This window comes from Bacillus sp. WMMC1349 (genome assembly GCF_013155385.1).
Classification (GTDB): Bacteria; Bacillota; Bacilli; order Bacillales; family Bacillaceae; genus Bacillus.
The window spans coordinates 1,087,382-1,106,552 of the sequence record NZ_JABJUQ010000007.1 but is presented as its reverse complement, the minus strand read 5'-3'; the positions used below and the strand labels follow the sequence as shown (position 1 = coordinate 1,106,552).

Annotated in this window: 20 protein-coding genes and 2 pseudogenes; 11 read left to right on the top strand and 11 right to left on the bottom strand. The window is 39.1% G+C overall.

What is annotated here, in order from left to right; translation table 11 throughout:
* Positions 1–9 precede the first annotated feature (9 nt).
* Complete coding sequence (locus HOO54_RS07920) at positions 10–573, bottom strand: GNAT family N-acetyltransferase (RefSeq protein WP_172294051.1); 564 nt, start codon at positions 571–573, stop codon at positions 10–12.
* Positions 574–590: 17 nt separating this feature from the next.
* Entirely contained in the window at positions 591–1,454 is an 864-nt protein-coding gene (locus tag HOO54_RS07915; protein WP_172294049.1) for a helix-turn-helix transcriptional regulator, read from the bottom strand.
* Positions 1,455–1,573: 119 nt separating this feature from the next.
* On the opposite strand from HOO54_RS07915, the gene HOO54_RS07910 reads away from it, so the two are divergent.
* The gene (locus HOO54_RS07910) at positions 1,574–2,914 is read left to right on the top strand and encodes an MATE family efflux transporter (protein WP_172294047.1); all 1,341 of its coding nucleotides are present in this window, start codon (positions 1,574–1,576) and stop codon (positions 2,912–2,914) included.
* 397 nt (positions 2,915–3,311) lie between these two features.
* The gene (locus tag HOO54_RS07905; RefSeq protein ID WP_172294044.1) at positions 3,312–4,268 is read left to right on the top strand and encodes a calcium/sodium antiporter; all 957 of its coding nucleotides are present in this window, start codon (positions 3,312–3,314) and stop codon (positions 4,266–4,268) included.
* Between the two features lie 109 nt (positions 4,269–4,377).
* Here HOO54_RS07905 and asnB read toward each other — a convergent pair whose 3' ends face one another.
* Positions 4,378–6,219 (bottom strand): asparagine synthase (glutamine-hydrolyzing), encoded by a 1,842-nt coding sequence (gene asnB / locus HOO54_RS07900; protein ID WP_172294042.1) that lies wholly within the window; start codon positions 6,217–6,219, stop codon positions 4,378–4,380.
* 151 nt (positions 6,220–6,370) lie between these two features.
* Here asnB and HOO54_RS07895 point away from each other — a divergent pair, with 151 nt between their 5' ends.
* Entirely contained in the window at positions 6,371–6,937 is a 567-nt protein-coding gene (locus HOO54_RS07895) for a DUF2777 domain-containing protein (protein WP_172294040.1), read from the top strand.
* Here the strand turns inward: HOO54_RS07895 and HOO54_RS07890 are convergent.
* From HOO54_RS07890 to HOO54_RS25355, 6 genes and pseudogenes are all read right to left on the bottom strand, one after another.
* Positions 6,934–7,293 (bottom strand): YisL family protein, encoded by a 360-nt coding sequence (locus HOO54_RS07890; RefSeq protein ID WP_172294038.1) that lies wholly within the window; start codon positions 7,291–7,293, stop codon positions 6,934–6,936. The two genes, HOO54_RS07895 and HOO54_RS07890, sit on opposite strands and share 4 nt — an antisense overlap.
* 130 nt (positions 7,294–7,423) lie before the next feature.
* Positions 7,424–8,473, bottom strand: a complete 1,050-nt coding sequence (gene rsgA / locus HOO54_RS07885) for a ribosome small subunit-dependent GTPase A (protein WP_172294036.1) — start codon at positions 8,471–8,473, stop codon at positions 7,424–7,426.
* Positions 8,474–8,824: 351 nt separating this feature from the next.
* Positions 8,825–9,139, bottom strand: a pseudogene (gene tnpA, locus HOO54_RS07880) (IS200/IS605 family transposase); the annotation flags it as partial.
* A 152-nt stretch (positions 9,140–9,291) separates the two neighbouring features.
* Positions 9,292–10,203: a fumarylacetoacetate hydrolase family protein gene (locus HOO54_RS07875; protein WP_172294032.1), complete on the bottom strand. Its 912-nt coding sequence runs from the start codon at positions 10,201–10,203 to the stop codon at positions 9,292–9,294.
* Between the two features lie 186 nt (positions 10,204–10,389).
* Entirely contained in the window at positions 10,390–10,746 is a 357-nt protein-coding gene (locus tag HOO54_RS07870; RefSeq protein ID WP_172294030.1) for a hypothetical protein, read from the bottom strand.
* An 82-nt stretch (positions 10,747–10,828) separates the two neighbouring features.
* A pseudogene (locus HOO54_RS25355) lies at positions 10,829–10,906 on the bottom strand (CotG/ExsB N-terminal domain-containing protein); the annotation flags it as partial.
* Between the two features lie 158 nt (positions 10,907–11,064).
* Here HOO54_RS25355 and HOO54_RS07865 point away from each other — a divergent pair.
* From HOO54_RS07865 to HOO54_RS07830, 8 genes are all read left to right on the top strand, one after another.
* A complete protein-coding gene (locus HOO54_RS07865; RefSeq protein WP_172294028.1) occupies positions 11,065–12,141 on the top strand; it encodes a CotH kinase family protein in 1,077 nt (358 codons plus the stop codon).
* A gap of 144 nt (positions 12,142–12,285) precedes the next feature.
* Positions 12,286–12,447, top strand: a complete 162-nt coding sequence (locus tag HOO54_RS07860; RefSeq protein ID WP_172294026.1) for an aspartyl-phosphate phosphatase Spo0E family protein — start codon at positions 12,286–12,288, stop codon at positions 12,445–12,447.
* A gap of 151 nt (positions 12,448–12,598) precedes the next feature.
* The gene (locus HOO54_RS07855) at positions 12,599–12,820 is read left to right on the top strand and encodes a spore germination protein (RefSeq protein ID WP_172294024.1); all 222 of its coding nucleotides are present in this window, start codon (positions 12,599–12,601) and stop codon (positions 12,818–12,820) included.
* Positions 12,821–12,835: 15 nt separating this feature from the next.
* Positions 12,836–13,075 (top strand): spore germination protein GerPB, encoded by a 240-nt coding sequence (locus HOO54_RS07850; protein ID WP_172294022.1) that lies wholly within the window; start codon positions 12,836–12,838, stop codon positions 13,073–13,075.
* 19 nt (positions 13,076–13,094) lie between these two features.
* Positions 13,095–13,706, top strand: coding sequence for a spore germination protein GerPC (gene gerPC, locus HOO54_RS07845; protein ID WP_172294020.1), 612 nt, complete (start codon positions 13,095–13,097; stop codon positions 13,704–13,706).
* The gene (locus HOO54_RS07840) at positions 13,703–13,885 is read left to right on the top strand and encodes a spore gernimation protein GerPD (RefSeq protein WP_172294018.1); all 183 of its coding nucleotides are present in this window, start codon (positions 13,703–13,705) and stop codon (positions 13,883–13,885) included. Before gerPC ends, HOO54_RS07840 begins: the two co-directional genes overlap by 4 nt.
* Positions 13,885–14,262 (top strand): spore germination protein GerPE, encoded by a 378-nt coding sequence (locus tag HOO54_RS07835; RefSeq protein WP_253907638.1) that lies wholly within the window; start codon positions 13,885–13,887, stop codon positions 14,260–14,262. The genes HOO54_RS07840 and HOO54_RS07835 overlap by 1 nt, the downstream gene beginning before the upstream one ends.
* Positions 14,263–14,316: 54 nt before the next feature.
* Entirely contained in the window at positions 14,317–14,535 is a 219-nt protein-coding gene (locus HOO54_RS07830) for a spore germination protein (RefSeq protein WP_172293993.1), read from the top strand.
* A gap of 47 nt (positions 14,536–14,582) precedes the next feature.
* On the opposite strand, the gene sbcC is transcribed toward HOO54_RS07830, so the two are convergent.
* Positions 14,583–17,966, bottom strand: coding sequence for an exonuclease subunit SbcC (sbcC, locus tag HOO54_RS07825; RefSeq protein WP_172293991.1), 3,384 nt, complete (start codon positions 17,964–17,966; stop codon positions 14,583–14,585).
* Complete coding sequence (gene sbcD / locus HOO54_RS07820; protein ID WP_172293989.1) at positions 17,963–19,144, bottom strand: exonuclease subunit SbcD; 1,182 nt, start codon at positions 19,142–19,144, stop codon at positions 17,963–17,965. Before sbcD ends, sbcC begins: the two co-directional genes overlap by 4 nt.
* Between the last annotated feature and the right edge of the window lie 27 nt (positions 19,145–19,171).

The following is a 19,171-nucleotide window of genomic DNA, read 5'->3' as shown; positions in this document are numbered from 1 at the left end:
TCCTGCCTGTCAGTTATAACGGGCAGGATTTTGTTTTTCCCATTCTTCTCTTAACACACCGTACCTGACTGAATCATAATAGACCCCATTGTAATACCTAACTTTCCGCAGACGCCCTTCCATCGTAAATCCCGCTTTTTCAGCACATTTCATCATCCGCTTGTTTCCTGACCAAGTCGTCATCCCAATTCTTGGAATATTTAGTTTAGCAAACAAATAATCGACCCATAAGATGATCGCCTCAGTTCCATATCCTCCATTCCAATAGAATGGATCATAGATGACAATACCGCATTCAAGCCAGTGAGTCGGTCTGCATTCCCAGTAATAAGAAACAGTGCCCTTTAATTGGCCCTCGATCTCTATTGCCGCATAACGAGGCGGATCCTCTTTTAAAGCCGCTAAAATTGAATCGGCAAAATATTGATATGGCTCAGGCTGTAACGTGAAATAAGGGGCATCCCACTGTTTCCATTCTGGTTGTTTTACCCCATAAATCATCCTCCATAACAAAGGCAGATCATCAACTGTTAACGATCTCAATGTGACCTTATTACCATTGATAATGGTCAAGTGCTATCCCCCATTTCTTACTCAATATTCCTCTTGATCATCTTTCGGTATTCAATAGGTGAAAGTCCTTCAATTTGTTTGAAAAGCTTTGAAAAATAAGGTGCATCATCAATGCCGACTTGTTCTGCAATTGCTGACATCTTGTCATTTGTAGCCGACAACAGTCGTTTTGCTTCCAAAATCCGCACCTTATTGGCATATTGCCCTGGTGTCATACTGTAAACTTTTTGCATACAGCGTGTGATGTAATCTTGATGATAGTGAAGAGCGCAAGAAAGCTGTTCCATGCTGATTTTTTCTTGATAATGTCGTTCGATATAACGCTGCGCTTCAGAAGCAACCCGCTCATTCGCAGAAGGAATATGAAATGCTTCTTTTTGCAAATGGATGAACAATTCTTCAAATTGAAGTTGTTTAAAAAGCGGTAAATCAGAATTCTCTCCTGAATAATCAATTAAATTGCTGAACTGCTTTTCAATAAAGGCCTTTTGTGCAATCTTGCCCTTCCTCGGCAGTCTTAAATGATATGAAGGCGGTATTTCAAATGTCCCCTGTTGAAGTTTAAGTTCGGACCAGTTCTCCCCTCCCTTTTGCGAAAGTTCGTATGATTTCTCTTGGAAATGAAGCCAGTAGTAATACGTATCTTCCTGACAACCTTTATGTCCGTAATGTTCAAGTCCCGGAACAAGAATGATATACTCCCCTTCACGAATGTGATGAGACTCTCTGTCTTCTGTTAAAAACATCGCTCCTTTGACCACATATAAAAGATCGAAGACCGAATATTTGCGTTTCACATGTTTCTCTCCCTGTTTGAATATCCCTTCTCCACAAGTGATGAGAACTGGGAGGGGCGGTATTGTAAAAACGATATGGTTCATGTTTTCCTCCCTTTTGATTTGGTCGGATTTCTTCAAAAAGTATCGGTTTTATCTCTTTCTATTATAAGAAACGTGGGGTAAACTATAAAACGATTTTTGAAAAGAAAGGAGATCCATCTATGAAAAAAACAAACATGCAAAACCTCTCTTTATTCAGTTTAACATGGCCCATTTTTATCGAGGTTTCATTATATATGTTGATGGGGAATGCTGATACATTGATGCTCAGTCAATACTCAGATAACAGTGTCGCAGCAGTCGGTGTCAGTAACCAAATGCTGAATTTGATCATCGTCATGTTTGGTTTTATCGCGACTGGTACAACGGTCGTTATCTCACAATATTTAGGTGCGAAGCAAAAAGCAAAAGCGATGAAAATTGGTTATATATCGATTAGCACCAATTTATTGATCAGTCTATTCATTAGCACCGCCATTTATTTGTTTGCCGAGCCGCTTTTATTGATGATGGGACTTTCAGAAAAGTTGCTAAGTGAGGCGGCAGTCTTTTTAAAAATTGTTGGCGGACTGGCATTTATCCAAGCACTTATTATGACATTCAGTGCCATTCTAAAAAGCTATGGTTTTACTAAAGATATGATGGCTGTAACGATCGGAATGAATATGTTAAATATCACCGGCAATTACTTTGCCATTTTCGGACCGTTCGGTTTACCGGTTTTAGGTGTTACAGGTGTGGCTCTGTCAACTTCGATATCCCGGATTCTTGGTCTAGGCGTCATTATCTGCCTCGTTAAAAAACGAATTGGGATGACATTTTTATCAAAACAGTTTTTTCATATTAAAAAAGAATATTTAAAAAAACTGTTAAAAATCGGAATTCCCTCAGCCGGTGAACAGCTGTCATATAATGCGTCACAGATGATCATTACTTATTTTATTACATTATTAGGTGCGCAAGCACTAACAACAAAAGTATACACCCAAAACTTGATGATGCTGATCATGCTGTTTGGAATCGCGATTAGTCAAGGAACACAAATATTGATCGGACATTATATAGGTGCTAAACAGTTTAATGCCGCTTACAGCAGATGTTTAAAAAGCCTGTGGTGGGCTTTAGCAGTTACAACAGTGACTTCTTTTCTGTTAGCTGTTTTTTCAAAACCGCTAATCGGGATCTTTAGTAGCAATTCGGAAATCATCGCAACGGCTAGCCTGCTGATGTTCATGACGATTATTCTTGAACCAGGCCGGTCATTTAATGTGATTATCATCAACTCTCTCAGAGCTGCCGGTGATGCTAAATTTCCAGTCTATATGGCCATCATTTCAATGTGGGGAATTGGACTTCCCATCGCCTATATTTTTGGTATTCACCTAAACCTCGGTTTAGCAGGCATTTGGTTTTCATTTATTGCTGATGAATGGGTTAGAGGTATTTTGATGTACAGAAGGTGGCGCTCTAAAATTTGGATCGAAAAGGGGCTTGCTGCTTAACATGTTTGTGTAAAAGACGGTGTCCTCCTCAATCCGTCTTTTTTTATGTATAAATTTCTGGTGTTCTCTTTAAACTAAAGCTATCATGTGTTTTTATAGAGTCTAACTTTGTAATTTTGCTTCCCCTTTTACCTCATTGAATAAAAAAGTGATAGCATTGGGATTGTCTGTAGCTTGAAATTTAGACAAATAAACACAAATGACGTGTGTAATCGTTTCTACTCTGTTTTAGCTGGTGAGTTGAGGGTTTTAGATGACAAAGAATTTTCAATGTTGGTTTTTAGTCTTTATGGACTCGATTCCTTATTTAACTCCTGACATACCCCCTTTATAGAAATAAAATAATTCTAATATAAAACAACGAATAAAGGTTAGTGTAGCGAGGTGAACTAATAGAATGACCTATATTTTACTGTTAGTGGGCTTTGTTTTATTAATAAAGGGAGCGGACTATTTTGTTGATGGTGCTTCTAAAATTGCAACACTACTTCATATACCTCCGCTATTGGTTGGACTAACCATTGTGGCATTTGGGACAAGCTCTCCTGAGGCAACTGTTAGTATCTTCGCTGCCATTGAAGGAAATCCAGGGGTAGCAATCGGTAATGTCGTAGGAAGTAATATCTTTAACATTAGCCTTGTCATTGGGGTAACAGCATTAATTAATCCCTTAAAGGTTGAAAGTAATACGATTAGAAAAGAAATCCCCTTTACATTATTGGCAAGTATCGTATTGCTTGTTTTGATGAGTGATGTGACTCTTCAATATTTTTCAGAAAACTTGATTACAAGAAGCGACGGATTAATCTTCTTACTTATCTTTGCTGTATTTATGTATTACATTTTTGAAGTAGCGAGAAACAGTAGAGATGACAATCTTCAAAATGAATCAAAAGCAGATAAACGATCTCAGGGGAAATATATATTCTTTACGTTAGCTGGTCTTGCTGCCATCATTGTTGGTGGAGAGTTTGTGGTTGATAGTAGTATCAAAATTGCGAAAACCCTTGGTATGAGTGAATCATTAGTTGGTTTAACAATTGTGGCGGTGGGAACATCACTACCTGAGTTGATTACATCTATTACTGCTGCAATTAAGAAACAAAGTGAAATTGCTTTAGGTAATATTGTTGGAAGTAATATTTTCAATATATTATTTGTTCTTGGTGCATCTTCTATCATTTCCCCTCTAGCCGTAGAGAGTAAAATGTTTATTGATGTAATCTTGATGATCATTTTAACAATTGTATTATTTATTTTCTCTAGATCGCATTCTAAAATTGCCAAATCAGAAGGGGTGATACTCGCAATTGCTTACATTGCCTATACAATGTATATCATCATAAGAAACTAAGAAAGAACTTGTCCGAAAAAAGCAAATTGTGATTGCTGATTTTTCAGTGTTTATTTAATTTAAACAGGTGTCCAATAGTCAAAAATTGACATGATGGACACCCACTTTTTTAGTCTTCAATATCAATCCGATAAGCCTCAAACCAAGTATGAATTTGCGCAAGGTGAGCGAGAAGCTGCGGTCCTTTCATCAATTGCCCAAACCAAGGGATTTCAAAAGACGCACCATCTGTCGCCATAAGCTCAGCCAGTTTTTTCTGATCTAGAAAGTTGTGAAGAGCTGAATCTTTTTGCTGAAGTAGACGTTCCAACCATTGTTTAACGGCTTTTGTATAGTCGGGATGATGTGTTTTCGGATACGGACTTTTTTTCCGATATAACACATCATCTGGCAAAATCCCTTCCAACGCTTTGCGGAAGATCCCTTTCTCTCTGTTCCCATGCATTTTCATGTCCCATGGAATATTCCAAACATATTCAACAAGTCTATGATCAGCGAATGGCACACGGACTTCAAGGCTTGCCCCCATACTCATTCTGTCCTTGCGATCAAGCAGTGTCGTCATAAACCAAAGCATATTTAAGTAAAACAATTGTCTTCTTCTTTTCTCTATTCCTGTTTCTCCATCTAAAAGCGGTGTTTCCTTAATTGTTTCCTCATACTTGGCATTCACATATTCTTTAAGATTCAGTTTTTTCTGCCAAGTATCCTGTAAAAGACCAATCCGTTCGTCCATCGATCTCATCCATGGGAAGCCTTCGACTTGCTCAGTTGCATGAAACCAAGGATATCCGCCAAAAATTTCGTCTGCACATTCTCCAGAAAGACTGACGACAAAATCCTTTTTAATCTCTTTACAAAACCAAAGCAATGAAGAATCAATATCAGCCATTCCTGGCAAATCCCGAACAATGACAGCTTCTTCTAAATAGCTTGCCAAATCTTCTTGAGAAATAATGCAGTGATGATGATTGGTTTTAAAGGCATCTGCCATCTTGTTGATCCAAGGACCATCCGCATTCGGTTGAAATGAGCTTGCTGAAAAGAAACGGTCATTGTCCTCATAATCAATGGAAAACGTATGGAGCGGAGCTTTTCCTTCCTTTTCGAAATGTTTTGCAGCTGTCGCCGTAATCGCACTGGAATCGACTCCTCCAGAGAGAAACGTACAAACCGGAACATCTGAAACAAGCTGTCTAATCACGGCATTTTCAAATAGGGAACGGACTTGGAAAACCGTTTCTGAAAAATGATCGGTATGTTTTTTACTTTCCACATTCCAATATCGCCAAACGGTCAAACCATTTTTCGAAAAGATCATCGCATGCCCTGGACGAATTTCTTTTATCCCTTTAAAAACACCACTGCCCGGCGTTCTTGAAGGGCCAAGTCCGAAAATCTCCGCAAGACCATTGCGGTCAAGTTTCGCTTTCATACTTGGATGAGCAAGAATGGCTTTGATTTCTGAGCCGAACAGAAATGATGTCCCTTGCTCTGAATAGAAAAATGGTTTTACTCCAATCCGATCTCGTGCAGCAAATAAATGATCCCGCTGTTCATCCCATATGGCAAATGCAAAAATTCCATTCAGCCTGTGTACACACTCTTCTTTCCATTCGATGTATGAGTGCAGCAATACTTCTGTATCAGAATGACCTCTAAAGCGATGCCCGCGTTCTTGCAATTCTTTTCGCAAATCTTCCGTATTATATAATTCTCCATTATAACAAATCGTATAGTCCATTTCTTGATGTGTACGGGTCATCGGCTGTCTGCCACCCTCTAAATCTACAACAGCCAAACGTTTATGTCCGAATAAAACATGGTTCTTTCCCCAAGTATTTGTATCATCAGGTCCTCTTTTTGCAAGTGTTTCAGTCATCTTCTCCATAATCGGCTGCTCTCGGATAAGCGGTTTTTGAAAGTCCACCCACCCCGTAATTCCACACATTGTTGATCAGCTCCAATTCTTGTATTCTTTCTCTTTTTAGCCTCCCTTTTTTTATTTTATGCGTCATTTGCAGATAATTGAATTGTCCACCAACACTTGTATGAGACAAGCCTGTTTTGGAAAGAAAAATGAAGGAAAGGAGCACAATGAGATGGACAGTGAACGAGAACAACGAATTTATAATGAAAAAAGAAAATGGATGTACGGTACGATTATCATTGAAGAGGGGATCTGCCTGATTGAAAATCAGGCAGGAGACTTATTGTTAATTGAAAGTTTGCTAAGCCCTGGTGTCTATATTCAACTAGAGGGTGAATGGCTGAAAACAGAACTGATCGCTCCATTTGCCGTCACAGAACGATTCGGACAGATTCAATTAACAGGTGGTGAATCCATACGCTATTTAAAAAATGTCAAACAAGCCTTATCAGATTTTTTGAGCGATTTGGAAGATGGACAATTTTATTCCTTAATGGATCAATTAAACAGTCTTGGATTTTCTGTATTTGATTGTGTCTATGCATATAACGGGTTGAGTTTTTCAGCTCACCCTGAAATGACAAAGGGTGTGTCGTTTTATCAGTTTTCAAATGATGTAAAGCAATGTGCCTTACAACATCACTACGAACGGGCAGAAAAGAAAAAAGACAGATTTGAATGGACAACTTCAGACGGAGAACGGATTGTAACAATCTCAGCTGAAGGCCCTCCCACTTAAAAAATTTTAAAACCTAAAGGCAGACGAAGTCCAAGTGCAAGTGTTAAAAGCAAGACGACAATAAAGCCGACCCACATCCCGGTGACTGATTTTGCTTTTTTCTTGCGGATTAAAAGCATTTCCATCAGTCCAATAGTAAGAACACCGAGAACTACCTTAGCAATTGATTCACCGTTCCAAATTGTAAACCTATAAAACAGTTCCACCCCTGTCAAGATCACAAATAAATAAAGTAAACGAAGAATCATATGCGTAATTTTTGCACCTTTCCCGCCGCCTCCGGAATACTGTGCATAAACAACTACTACTAGAATAAGCGTAATCAGCCATGCCGTAATGTGCCAATGTGTCGTCATACAAATTTCCCCCTATATCGTCATATGTATCGCTTTCATATTAGCATGAAAAGGTCTATTAAACAAAAGATGTGAATATTGTATGTTTTTAGTAATAAAGGCGCTGATCATCAACTCAGCGCCTTTTGACTTATCTTTTTTTATGCTTTTTCACACTTTTCGATATTTGTTTCCAACGGTTCTTTTCCTGCTTCATGGCCAGCTTATCCGTTTTTCTAGCAAGGTATGCAAGCTCTTTTTTCAATTTTAGGTAATTTTCGAATCGGTGTTGATCTATTTTCCCTTCCGAAATCGCCAATTGTATAGCACAACCCGGATCTTGATCATGCCGACAGTCCGTAAACTTGCAATGAAGCGCAAGCTGATCAATATCAGCAAAACTTTGCTCAAGCCCTGCTTCTGACTCCCAAAGTTCCAATGCTCTCATTCCAGGAGTATCGATTAAAAGCCCGCCTTCAGGTAATAAAAACAGTTCTCGATGCGTTGTTGTATGTCTGCCCTTGTCATCAGCTTCCCGTATCTTTTGAACAGCTTGCCGTTTTTCGTTTAAAAAATAGTTAATCATGGTTGATTTTCCAACACCTGATGAGCCTAAAAGAGCGACTGTTTCCCCTTCTTTCAAATATGTTTTCAATTCAGCCATCCCTCTGCCTTGGTGAGCACTGACGATATGAATCGGTACACCAAATGCAACAGATTCTGTCTGACGAACCTTTTCTTCTATCAGACTGCCAATATCAGCCTTTGTCAAGACGATCACGGGATTCGCCCCGCTTTCCCACGCAAGCAATAAATACCGCTCAATTCTTCTCAAATTAAAATCTTGATTAAGGGCATTCACAAGAAAAATCGTGTTGATATTTGCAGCAATAATTTGCTCTTCTGTTCGTTTACCGGCGACCTTGCGAGAAAACTTACTAAAACGGGGAACAATCTCCACGATCGTCCCCTTTTTCTCATGGGAGCGTGGTCGCATATACACCCAATCTCCCACAGCTGGATAATCATCGCGGTGTTCTGCTGTAAACTTAAACCGGCCAGAAACTTCAGCCAGCCACTCTCCATGTTCTGTCCACACCCTGTACAATCTTTTATGCTCAAGGACAACCCTTCCTAGGACAAGCTCTGTTTCTTTTAAACCTCTACTGATATAGTTGACACCCCATGCTGATAAATTCAATTAGGTTTCCTCCTCATTTTCTGGTGATTTCATCAAAATAAAAACCATGAACTGCATTGACAGCCCATGGAATATCACCAGATCATCTGAAGATAACCAGTCATTTACTTTACATGGGCTGTGCTCTGAACAATTGACACTCCAAAATTACACTAGTATGTTTCATCGCACATCCCTCATTTCGTAGATTTATCGTTTATATTATTTGAACTACCCCCACTTATCGACCTTGCGATCTGATTGAAGTGGGAGATTCTTGGGAACAGAGCGTACTTGTTGACGTATTTCTTTGCCGACAGAGGTTTCTCTTATTGACCAAGCTATTCCCGTAGATTCCTACGGTTCTATATTTAAGCCAAAACTTTTTGACCAAAACATTTCTTTCCACAGCTTTTTTCTAACCTGCGGAAAACCTTTTTTGATTAATTGTGAACTAGCACTTTTATAAGCATTAATGAACTTTGATAATTCAGTGTTAGGATGTGCTTTGAACAGGATGTGAACATGGTCTTTATCATAATTCCACTCAACTAGAGAGATATTGTATTTCTCACCTAGCTTTACAAACATATCCTTAGCATAGTCAGATACTTTGTCATCAAAGACTTCTCTACGATATTGATAATACATTGAGAATACTGAATGATTATTACTGTCTAATTTCATTGTAACATCAGCCTTTATCTTATATAAGACTGGTAAACAAAATAGCCTTTAGGCTATCGCCGAACCGACATTCATCTCCTACCTATCGTTTGGCTTCGCCCTTCACACGACTGAGGTGGGAGTCTTCTGTCGGAAAACGATAAATCAATCTCTTACAACAATTTCATCTGATTGGAAAGAGTTCCAATTGGTTCGATTGTAATATCGATTTGATCGCCTTCCTTTAGAAACCTCGGTGGATTCATGCCCTTTCCGACTCCAGATGGTGTTCCTGTCGCAATGATATCTCCGGCCTCAAGGGTCATTCCTCTTGAGAGTGTTTCAATGATTTCAGGAATTGAAAACAGCATATCTTTTGTACAACCTGATTGACGAAGCTCTCCATTCACACGAGTTTCCACTTTTAAATGTTCTAGATCTTTCACCATTGAATGGTGGACAAGAAACGGTCCCATTGGACATGATGTATCTAAACTTTTTCCGATGAAAAACTGTTTATGTACCTTCTGCAGATCCCGAGCTGTCACATCGTTAATGATGGTATAACCGAATATATGATCAAACGCTTGATCTTTTGAAATCGATCTGCCATCTTTCCCAATGACAACTGCAAGTTCACCTTCATAATCAAGCTCTGCTGTCACATTTTGATGGATGTCTATTTCCTCCTGATGCCCAATCACCGCTGTTGGAGCTTTTGTGAAGACCATCATTTCCTCCGGTATATCTTGTTCACTTCCCATTTCAATTGCATGTTCTCGGTAATTTTTCCCAATACAGATAATATTTTTTTGCGGCTTAGGAATAGGTGCAAGCAGTTTGACATCTGCCAGCGGATAAATAAACGAGGCACTTTCAATGTTATCTTTCTTTTTGTACCATTCAACAAGCTGGCTGATATGTTGGACAAACTTTTCTCCCTCACGAACACACTTGATCAGTGTGTCAGGTATTGTTTCAAACTCAAATAGCTTTTTTTCCGCTTTCTGCAAATCCATTATTTTATCATCCAACACCAGTCCTATAAATATCCGACTGTGCAACTCGGCTGTCACAAACTTCATTAGAGAATCCCCCGCAGTTATTTTTTCCATTTCATTATTACTTACTAAAAATATTTCTGCAAAACTTTCAAAAATCCTTTTCACTTTCTGAAACCAATTCTAAAGACCCACTTATCACCAAAAAGAAAAATGACGGCTCACAATCTGTAAGCCGTAGATGTTAGCGTTTTATATATCTAACTTCTTTTAAATTCCCATCAGACCACTTTGTATATTTATGAAAGCCGCTTTTGTCTTTTTTATGGTGATGTGTTTTTTTGCCATGGTGATGCTTTGGCTTCTTATGACCGCTCTTTTTGCTTTTGTAAGACTTCTTGCAATCGTCATGTTTTTTGCTTTTGTAAGACTTCTTGCAATCGTCATGTTTTTTGCTTTTGTGAGACTTCTTGGAATCGTCATGTTTTTTGCTTTTGTGAGACTTCTTGCAATCATCATGTTTCTTGCTTTTGTGAGACTTCTTGCAATCATCATGTTTCTTGCTTTTGTGAGACTTGCTTTTATATGATTTACTTCTATGGGACTTGCTTTTGTGATGTTTCTCACTCCGGTGCGGTTTTATCCCCCACCACAGATCCCAAAAGTCATGTTGTCTCTTTTTGCTTGAGCTTGATGAGTCAGGCTCGCGGTCTAAATATTGATCTCTACCCTCGCTTTTCAACTGATTTACAGCCTTTTTGATATCATGTTCATGGACATCACTCACAAGTAAACCTCCTATCTAAATTTATATATATCCTGGTTTTATCTTACGCGAGGGGAAAGACAGGTGTACTAAGGCAAATGACTGTTTTACTGAAACTTAGGCGATTCACTCCCAAGATTTCTTCACATATAATAATTTAGCTGAAAAAGGAGGAAATCATGATGAGTGCGATCCCAACGATCAGGATGCATATCCATCCCAGTTACCTGCATGAGCTTAAACATGATGTCTGGAATGATGAAGGTGTTCCAGGTGTACTGAAGTCAGATACAGCAACAGCTCCTGTGGTCGTATCTTTTAGAGGGAACCACATTCGCAAATTACCAAAAAAATCTTATTTAATTAAATATCGAAAACAGACGAGAAAAAAAACTGAATTTCACTTAAACGCTGAGTATAATGACCCATCATACATTCGCAATCGACTTTCCTTTCTTTTTTTTGAGAAAATCGGTGTCCTTTCCCCAAAAACTTCACATGTGTTTCTTTATTTAAACAAAAAACAACAGGGACTATATTTAAAAATCGAATCTGTTGATGATCATTTCTTAAAAAGACGAAATTTAGAAAGCGGAGCCATTTACTATGCAGTTGATGATGATGCCAATTTTTCTCTGTTGAGTTCTATTGATAAACAAGCTAAACAAAATTTGCTGCTCGGCTATGAAAAAAAACTTGGCTCGACAGATCATGACAGATACTTAGAAGAATTCATCTATTTTGTAAATACCGCAAAAGATGACATTTTTGAAAAAGATATTAAAAACTATCTTAATGTAAAACAATATTTGTTATGGTTAATTGGTGTTGTCTGTACACAAAACTTCGATGGATTTGTTCATAATTATGCGCTTTATTTAAATGAACAAACAAACACATTTCAAATCATCCCTTGGGATTATGATGCTACTTGGGGCCGGAATATTAACGGGGAGAAGATGAATTATGATCGAATTCCGTTAACAGGCTATAATACATTATCCGCAAGGCTTCTTGATATTCCAGCTTTCCAGGCTCAATACTTTCTCCTGATGAGAAACGTGTTGCAACATGATTTCACAATTAGAAAACTATCTCCATATTTGCTGAACTGGCATACCGAGATCAGTCCTTACCTGGAAGATGATCCCTATACAAATATCACCACTTCTCACCTGGAAGATGAACAAAAGCAGATTTTTGATTACATTGAAAAAAGAAAACGCTTTTTACTTTTAGAGCTTTCTCGGCTGTAAGCCAGACAGCTCTCCATTTTTCCTAGAACAGTTAAAAAAAATGTCACATTTATTGTCATATTGACGAAAAAAATCCTTTTATCACAAATTAGGGTATACTATCTGTAGCATATTCAAAATCCCTTTCGAAAGTTGGAGACTGCCATGTTGAACAGTAAAATTGAAGCAAAAAGATTACATTTGATTGAAACAGCTGAAAAATTTGGAATCAACTCCAAAGAGGCGATTCAATGTAGTCAGGAATTGGACAACCTCCTGAATGAAAGAATGCAGAAACTTGAAAGTACCATTAAAACAAACAAATAGTAACAACATTCCATGACAAACCCTCAACAAGATTCGCTCAGGTACGATTGGACGTTCGCCTGAGATTATCCCAACATTTTTTATCACAACTGCGCCTCATATACATAAGATATGGTGTATAGCCCATTTTCAATGAAAAGGGTGTTGTTCTATGCCAGCCATTGTCGGAGCTTTTAAAGTAAATGCCGTCGGTACAAGTGGAGTCATTCATGTAGGTGATTGTATTACGATTTCTCCTTATTCTGAAATCAAGACATTTGCGGGTGCCGGGAGCTTTAATACCGGTGATGGAGTTAACGTATACAACCAAAACAGCATTACAAACACATATGATAACGATCGAATTGATCAGCCAGTTGTCGGCAATTTGTAAGGGGTGGGTGTGACAATGAACTTCTATATCAATCAAACAATCCACATCAACTATTTACGAGTAGAAGGAATCAGCAATTCCTCCGTTTTACAGATCGGTAGTGCCGGTTCAATTAAAACATTATCCAACCTTTATAATACTGGAAGTTATACAGAAGCTGCACCACCTGTGTCTACCGAGTTTATAGAAGAAACTTTTGAAGAGGAGCCATCTCCTACACTTGTTCCTCTCTCGGCTCCTGCGATTACAATTTGATGAAAGGGAGATTGAATCAATGAATCATAATCCCTCATATACACAAAGCTGGTACGACTATGTCCAACAGCAGACTGCAAAAATGCAACAGCTTGAAAGACAAATCGCAGCTCTGCAAAAAGAGTTAATCCGGATAAAGGAACAGCCAGGGACACGAATCGACCGAATTGAATATAAATTTGATCAATTAAAAATTGAACAATTGGAGGGAACGCTTAACATAGGACTCAATCCTTTAGACCCTAATAGTCTAGAAAACTTTGAAATCAGTCAGCAGCAACCTGGACTCGGAAAACTCCAGCAAGAACTTGACAGCCAATTGCTACAACAAACAAGACAACTGGTTGATGCCTACTTCAATGAAGAAATGCCACTCCTTCTAGAACAGTTGGAAGACCAATATGACAGTAAACTGGATGATACAAATCGTCACCATATGATTGAAGATATCCGCAAACAAATAAACAGCCGCATCCGCTATTACGCCCAACATTTAAAACAGGAGGAATCGGCCTCTCCAAGAGAACATGCTGACCGGCTGGCTCAATATGTAAAACAAGATATTACGAAGACAATCGAACACTTTTTAAAATCATTACCTAAAGAAATGAAAGGAAATGAAACCGAATGAACTTTACCGTTGTGAACCGCTCTTTTGATGTAGGCAACATTAGAATTACGGCTGTTTCTAGTTCATCCGTATTTTTAATTGGAGATACTGAAGACATTTCACTATCCTCGATTTTCGATACACCTCCAGAATCTCTTATTATTGGACCATTTACACCGTTGGCACCTGAAACAAGATGATGAGAACATCAAAAGTACAATTTTTAAAAGCACAAACTGTCGGAACAACTAGTGCCCTGCAAATTGGTGATACACAAGAGCTTGTGCTTAAAGCAAAAGTTCTCGCTGTTCAAAGATATCGCTCTCGCTTTTTCGGTTATGAGGGATCATTTAAACAGGATGATTTTCCGCTCTTTCAGCAGCCGATTCCCCAGTTACTACCAGAAACCAAAGTGAATTCCTCATTTTTTCATGAAATCCCGGTCATTCGTGTTAGAGCGGTGAAAATTGGAGGTATTGCTACATCCTCGGTTGTTCAAGTGGGCACGACCAAGCGGATAAATAGCGATATAAGAATTAAACATATTAGACAGCTTCCTCGTAGTGCCTCACAATAAAAACACGGCGGCATATACTATTTTTAAGACTTCGAAAAAAGGTGTCGATCAATTATGCCAGCCATAGTCGGACCTATTAAAATTAACACAATATCAGGCGGAGTGGTAAATTTCGGTGATTCTTTTTACCTTTCTCCGAAAAGCTCTTCAAAATCTGCACTCGGTTCTGGTGCTGGTAATACAGGAGACTTCCTTGTTGTTAACAGTGGATTAAATGCAACAAACTATGTAGACCCTGATGTAAGCGACCAAAATATTGCTGGTAATGCATAAAAGAAGCAGCCTCTTCCACTTGGAGGAGCTGCTTTTTAGGTGGTCATTTATATCATTTCAAAAGAAACGACGGTTCCTTTTCCGCTTGACTCAGCTGGGTGTACAATCAGTTTTTTGGCAAGTCTGGCCCGCAGCTCTTGAACATGACTGATAACACCAACTGATAAATCGTCAGATTGAAGGTTTTCTAAAGCGGTAATCACTGTATCAAGCAACTCCTGATCCAATGTTCCAAATCCTTCATCTAAAAAGAAAAATTGGAGCGGATACTCCCCTCGAAGCTGGATTTGAGTGGACAGGGCTAATGCAAGTGCCAAAGATGTCAGAAAGGTTTCACCACCTGATAAACTAGTAACAGGACGTTTGACTCCACCATTGGCATCATCCCTCATCACAAACCCGCCTTCTGAATCAACCTCAATCGCGTATCGTTGTCTTGTCAATTCACCAAGTCTGGCTGAAGCATCTCTTGTTACACTTTCAAGCTGTTCCTCTGCTAAATATTCAACAAAAGCATTGCCTTTAAATACAGTTTGAAGTTTATCAAGACGGTCAATATATGCCTGCCAATCTTTCAGAGCTACTTCAAGCTCCTTAAATCTTCTATGATTCTCACGAATGACAAGCAACGCTTTTCGTGCCGCTCCCCTTTCCTCAAGTGCAACTGTAAATGATTCCTCTGCTTGTTTTCTGAGTTGAGCAGCTTGTTCCCATTCTTCTGCAGTAAGTGAGCGACCATTGAGTTTATCTGTGATTCGTCTTATATTAGCTTCACTTTGCTTGATTTGATCCCAATAGACTTCAATGTCTTGTTTTAGTTGATTGAACTCTGCACGACCAATGATATAGTTTTGAACATCTGCAACATCTGCAAATACGGTACCTCCCGATTTTTCTATCCAGGTTTCTTTTACCTTCTCAAGCCTTGATATGGCTTCCTGTAAAGCTGACTGACAGGCTTTCGCCTGACCGCTTAGTTGATTGACATTCGCCTCTGTTTTCTTCAATTGATCATAAAGTGTTTGGTCTTGTTCAGTCAACTTTGTCAATTTGCTCCTTGCGGCTTGAAGCTGTTCGTCAATTACAGCTGTATCAGGATAACCTTTCAGTTCTTTTTGATATTCACTTAATTCTTTGTTCAGACTTTCAAGGGAATAGTGAAGATCTAAATGTTCTTTCTCAAGTGTATAAAGATGCTCGGTCAGTTTCTCTTTTAGCTGTTCTTTTTCCTTTAAAAAATGAACACTTTTTTCTATAGCTTCTTCACATTTTTCTGCGTCAAGGTCTTTTTCTTCAATTGTCTCTTGCCACTTTTCTGCCTGTTCAGAAGAGATTCCAGCAAATTGGTTGCTCAAATTGTTCTCTAAACCGGTCAATGCAGCAGTAAGTTCATCACAGCGTTTTTGAAGGCGATCCTGTTCTTTTGCTTTATAGTTCACCTGTTCACAAAGCTGTTCTTGTTTTTTAGTAGCCTGTTTGTAAGCGGTGAGAATCTTGGAGACCCGACTTTTTGTTCCTGATAAATCTTGTTTGATTCCCTTCCATTCAAAGCTAATTTGCTCGAACCGTTTAGAAATTGAGTCGCCCTCAATTGATGCGGCAACCTCTACTGCAGATTCACTCTTTTCGAGAAAAGGACATTCATTCATTAAATAATCCGACTGTTGTTCAAGTTTCACCTTTGCTGTAAAAAATTCTTGAGTTAATACAGTAGATTCACTCAAAAATTTTTCCACTTCATCTAGTTCGGACTCCTTGAAAGATATGTTCTTTACATCAGTATGGACCAACTTTTCATGTTGTGTAGAACCACAGACAGGGCAAGGTTCTCCTTTTTTGAGCTGTTTGGAAAGCTCTTTTGTCAGCTGATCAAATTTTGCTTGGTCCCGTTTTGCTAACAAGTTCTCACGCTTAACAGTTGCAAGATGAACAGTTTCAGAAAGAGATCTCTCCGTCTCACAAATCAACGCATAAACCCTTTGAACAGTAACAAAAACATGACCAATATGATCTTCTTCAGTTTTCATTTCTTTTTCTAAGCTTTTTTGTTGTAGCAGTAGTTGAGAAAGCTCTATTTGATGCTTCTCAGCCTGTTTTTGTTCTAATTCGAGTTCATGTTTTCGTTGCTTGATTTGACGAGCAAGCTCGATCGCTTTGTGACACTGTTTTCGTTCTTCGCTTGATACTTGAACAGATTTCAACTTATCTTTTAGCTGATTTTGCTTGCTTGTCCCACGTTCAAGCCATTCTTTCTCCTTAGCCAATTGGTCAGCGGTGTTTTTGATCTCTTCTTCTTTTTTAAATTTTTCTGTTTGTTTGACTTTCACTTGTTTTTCGACAGCAGCCCGCTTTGTTTCAATTTCTTTTAACACCGTAAGTTGTTCCTCTTGTTTACGAAGCTGTGGCTCTATTCTATTTTTTTCATTTTTAAAATTGTCATAGTTTTGCTGAATGTTATCATAATCAGCTTGTTGATTCCGCAATGCAGACCGAACCTTGTTTTCTGTTTGTTCAGCAGAGGCAACAGTATTCCGAGCTTCAAGATACCCATCTGCATACGGTTTTAATGTATTTGCCGTCTCAGCAAGCTGAAGCCGATCTTCTTTTTCCTTGATGGTTTCTTTTTGCTTTGTAAGTCTTTCTGCATCATGAAGATAGCTTTGTTGTTCCTGTTGTAATTCCCAAATCTCCTGAAATTCGTTAAATCGCTGCAGCACCCTGTCGCGTTCAGCTTCCTTAGTTTTTAAAGATTTTTCAGTTGCTTCAAGCTGTTGTTCCGCCCGATGTAGCGCATCTTTTCCAGCATCACCAAGACCTGACTGTTCAGCAAGCATTTCATTTTTCTTAGCAACCGCTTTTTGCACTTGGTTTTTCAGTTTTTTAACCAATCGGTCACCATACTGCTCAAGATTGAAAAGACGCTGAAGCATTTGCCTTCGTTCCGCTCCTTTTAATGAAAGAAATTCGGAAAATTTTCCTTGTGGCAAAACGACCGCTCTTGTAAAATCATCGATCGTTAAGCCTAGCAATTCCTCAACTTTGCGGCTAACTTCATTTGCTTTATCCGCCAACACCGTTCGTTCTTCGTTTATCTCAAGCAAGCGGCAAATAGAGGTTTTCACTTTCACATCGTCTGTTCGCTTAAAAACTCGCTCGACGCGATAAGCTGTCTCATGACCGGTTTGAAGTTTAAATGTGAATGAGACAGCAAGTTGATTTTCTGCATGATTAATAATACCTTGTGTATTGTTGGAGGCTCGCTCCACTTTCCCATATAAAGCCAGTGTCATAGCATCAAGAATTGTCGATTTTCCGCTTCCAGTCGGACCAAATATCCCAAATACACCAGCATCACAAAGATTTTCAAAGTGAATGACTTGTTCTTCCCTAAAACTGTGTAAACCTTTAATAGATAGGGAAATTGGTTTCATGTTTCATCCCCCTCTTCTTGCTCCGTACTAGAGGCGAGCTCTAAAAACAGCTTAACAGTCTCATCATCAGGAACTGCTCCGCTCGTTTGCCTTTCATAGAACACTTTAAACCTCTCTTCAATTGGGATGTGTTGCGACTGAACTGTTTTTGGGGTTGCTGGATTGTCATGATAGAACCGGCGAATATGAACAATCCCTTGGTGCGCTTTTCTAATGTGATGAATCTCTTCAATTGAAAGCTGATCTTCCAAGTGAATTTCCAGATCAATCCAAGCATGTTTGTCACGCCCTTCTTCAAGCCAACTGTATACTTGAGAAACACCTTCTTCTGCTTTCCATTTGATAAGCGGTTTGCCGCTTGTCAAGAAAACCTCTTTCCAAGATGCTTGCTTACCTGGGAAAGCCTCAACAACTGTAACAGATTTTGCATAGCCCGCTTCTGAAAAACTGTAAGCGAGTGGAGAACCGGAATATCTCGCAACTGTATTGGAACGTTTAACCATTTGTGGTCGGTGAAGATGTCCGAGTGCTACATAAGCAGCACTTTCAGGAAGACTTTCTGCAGCCACTGTATATGCGCCCCCAACTTCGATCGGCCGTTCTGAATCAGTCTGGCTACCACCTGCGACATATATGTGGCTAGCGGCGATTTGTACAGCATCTTTTCTGAACTGACGACTCATATGTTGGAACGTCTGTCTAATTTTCAGGTCATATTGATCGCGAAGCAACTTTTCAGCAAATGTCTCAGAAAGAACTTCATTCAATCTTGATTCAGAAGGATACGCTAGCGCTGCTATAGAAAGAAGTTCTCCTGAAGAAGTAACTTCTATATCAATTGGTTCTGTTTTCGGGTACCCGATTAAGTAGATACCCTGGTCCACCGTTAGCGGAGACGCAGCGGAAAGACGATCAGGGTTGTCATGATTTCCAGCAATAACAACGACGGGACGCTTTCCTTTGTCAGACAGTGAGGAGAGACTCTCATAAAAGAGCTGTTCGGCATGAGCTGGTGGATTCACTGTATCAAAAGCATCTCCGGCCATCACAATGGCATCGATTTTCTCGTCTTTTACAATCTCTGTGAGTTCGTCAAGAAAGTCCTCCTGTTCCTTTAACCGGCTTCTGCCCTCAAGTGTTTTTCCTAAATGCCAGTCAGCGGTATGTAAAATTCGCAAAACTGTTCACTCCTCTTTTAATCAAGC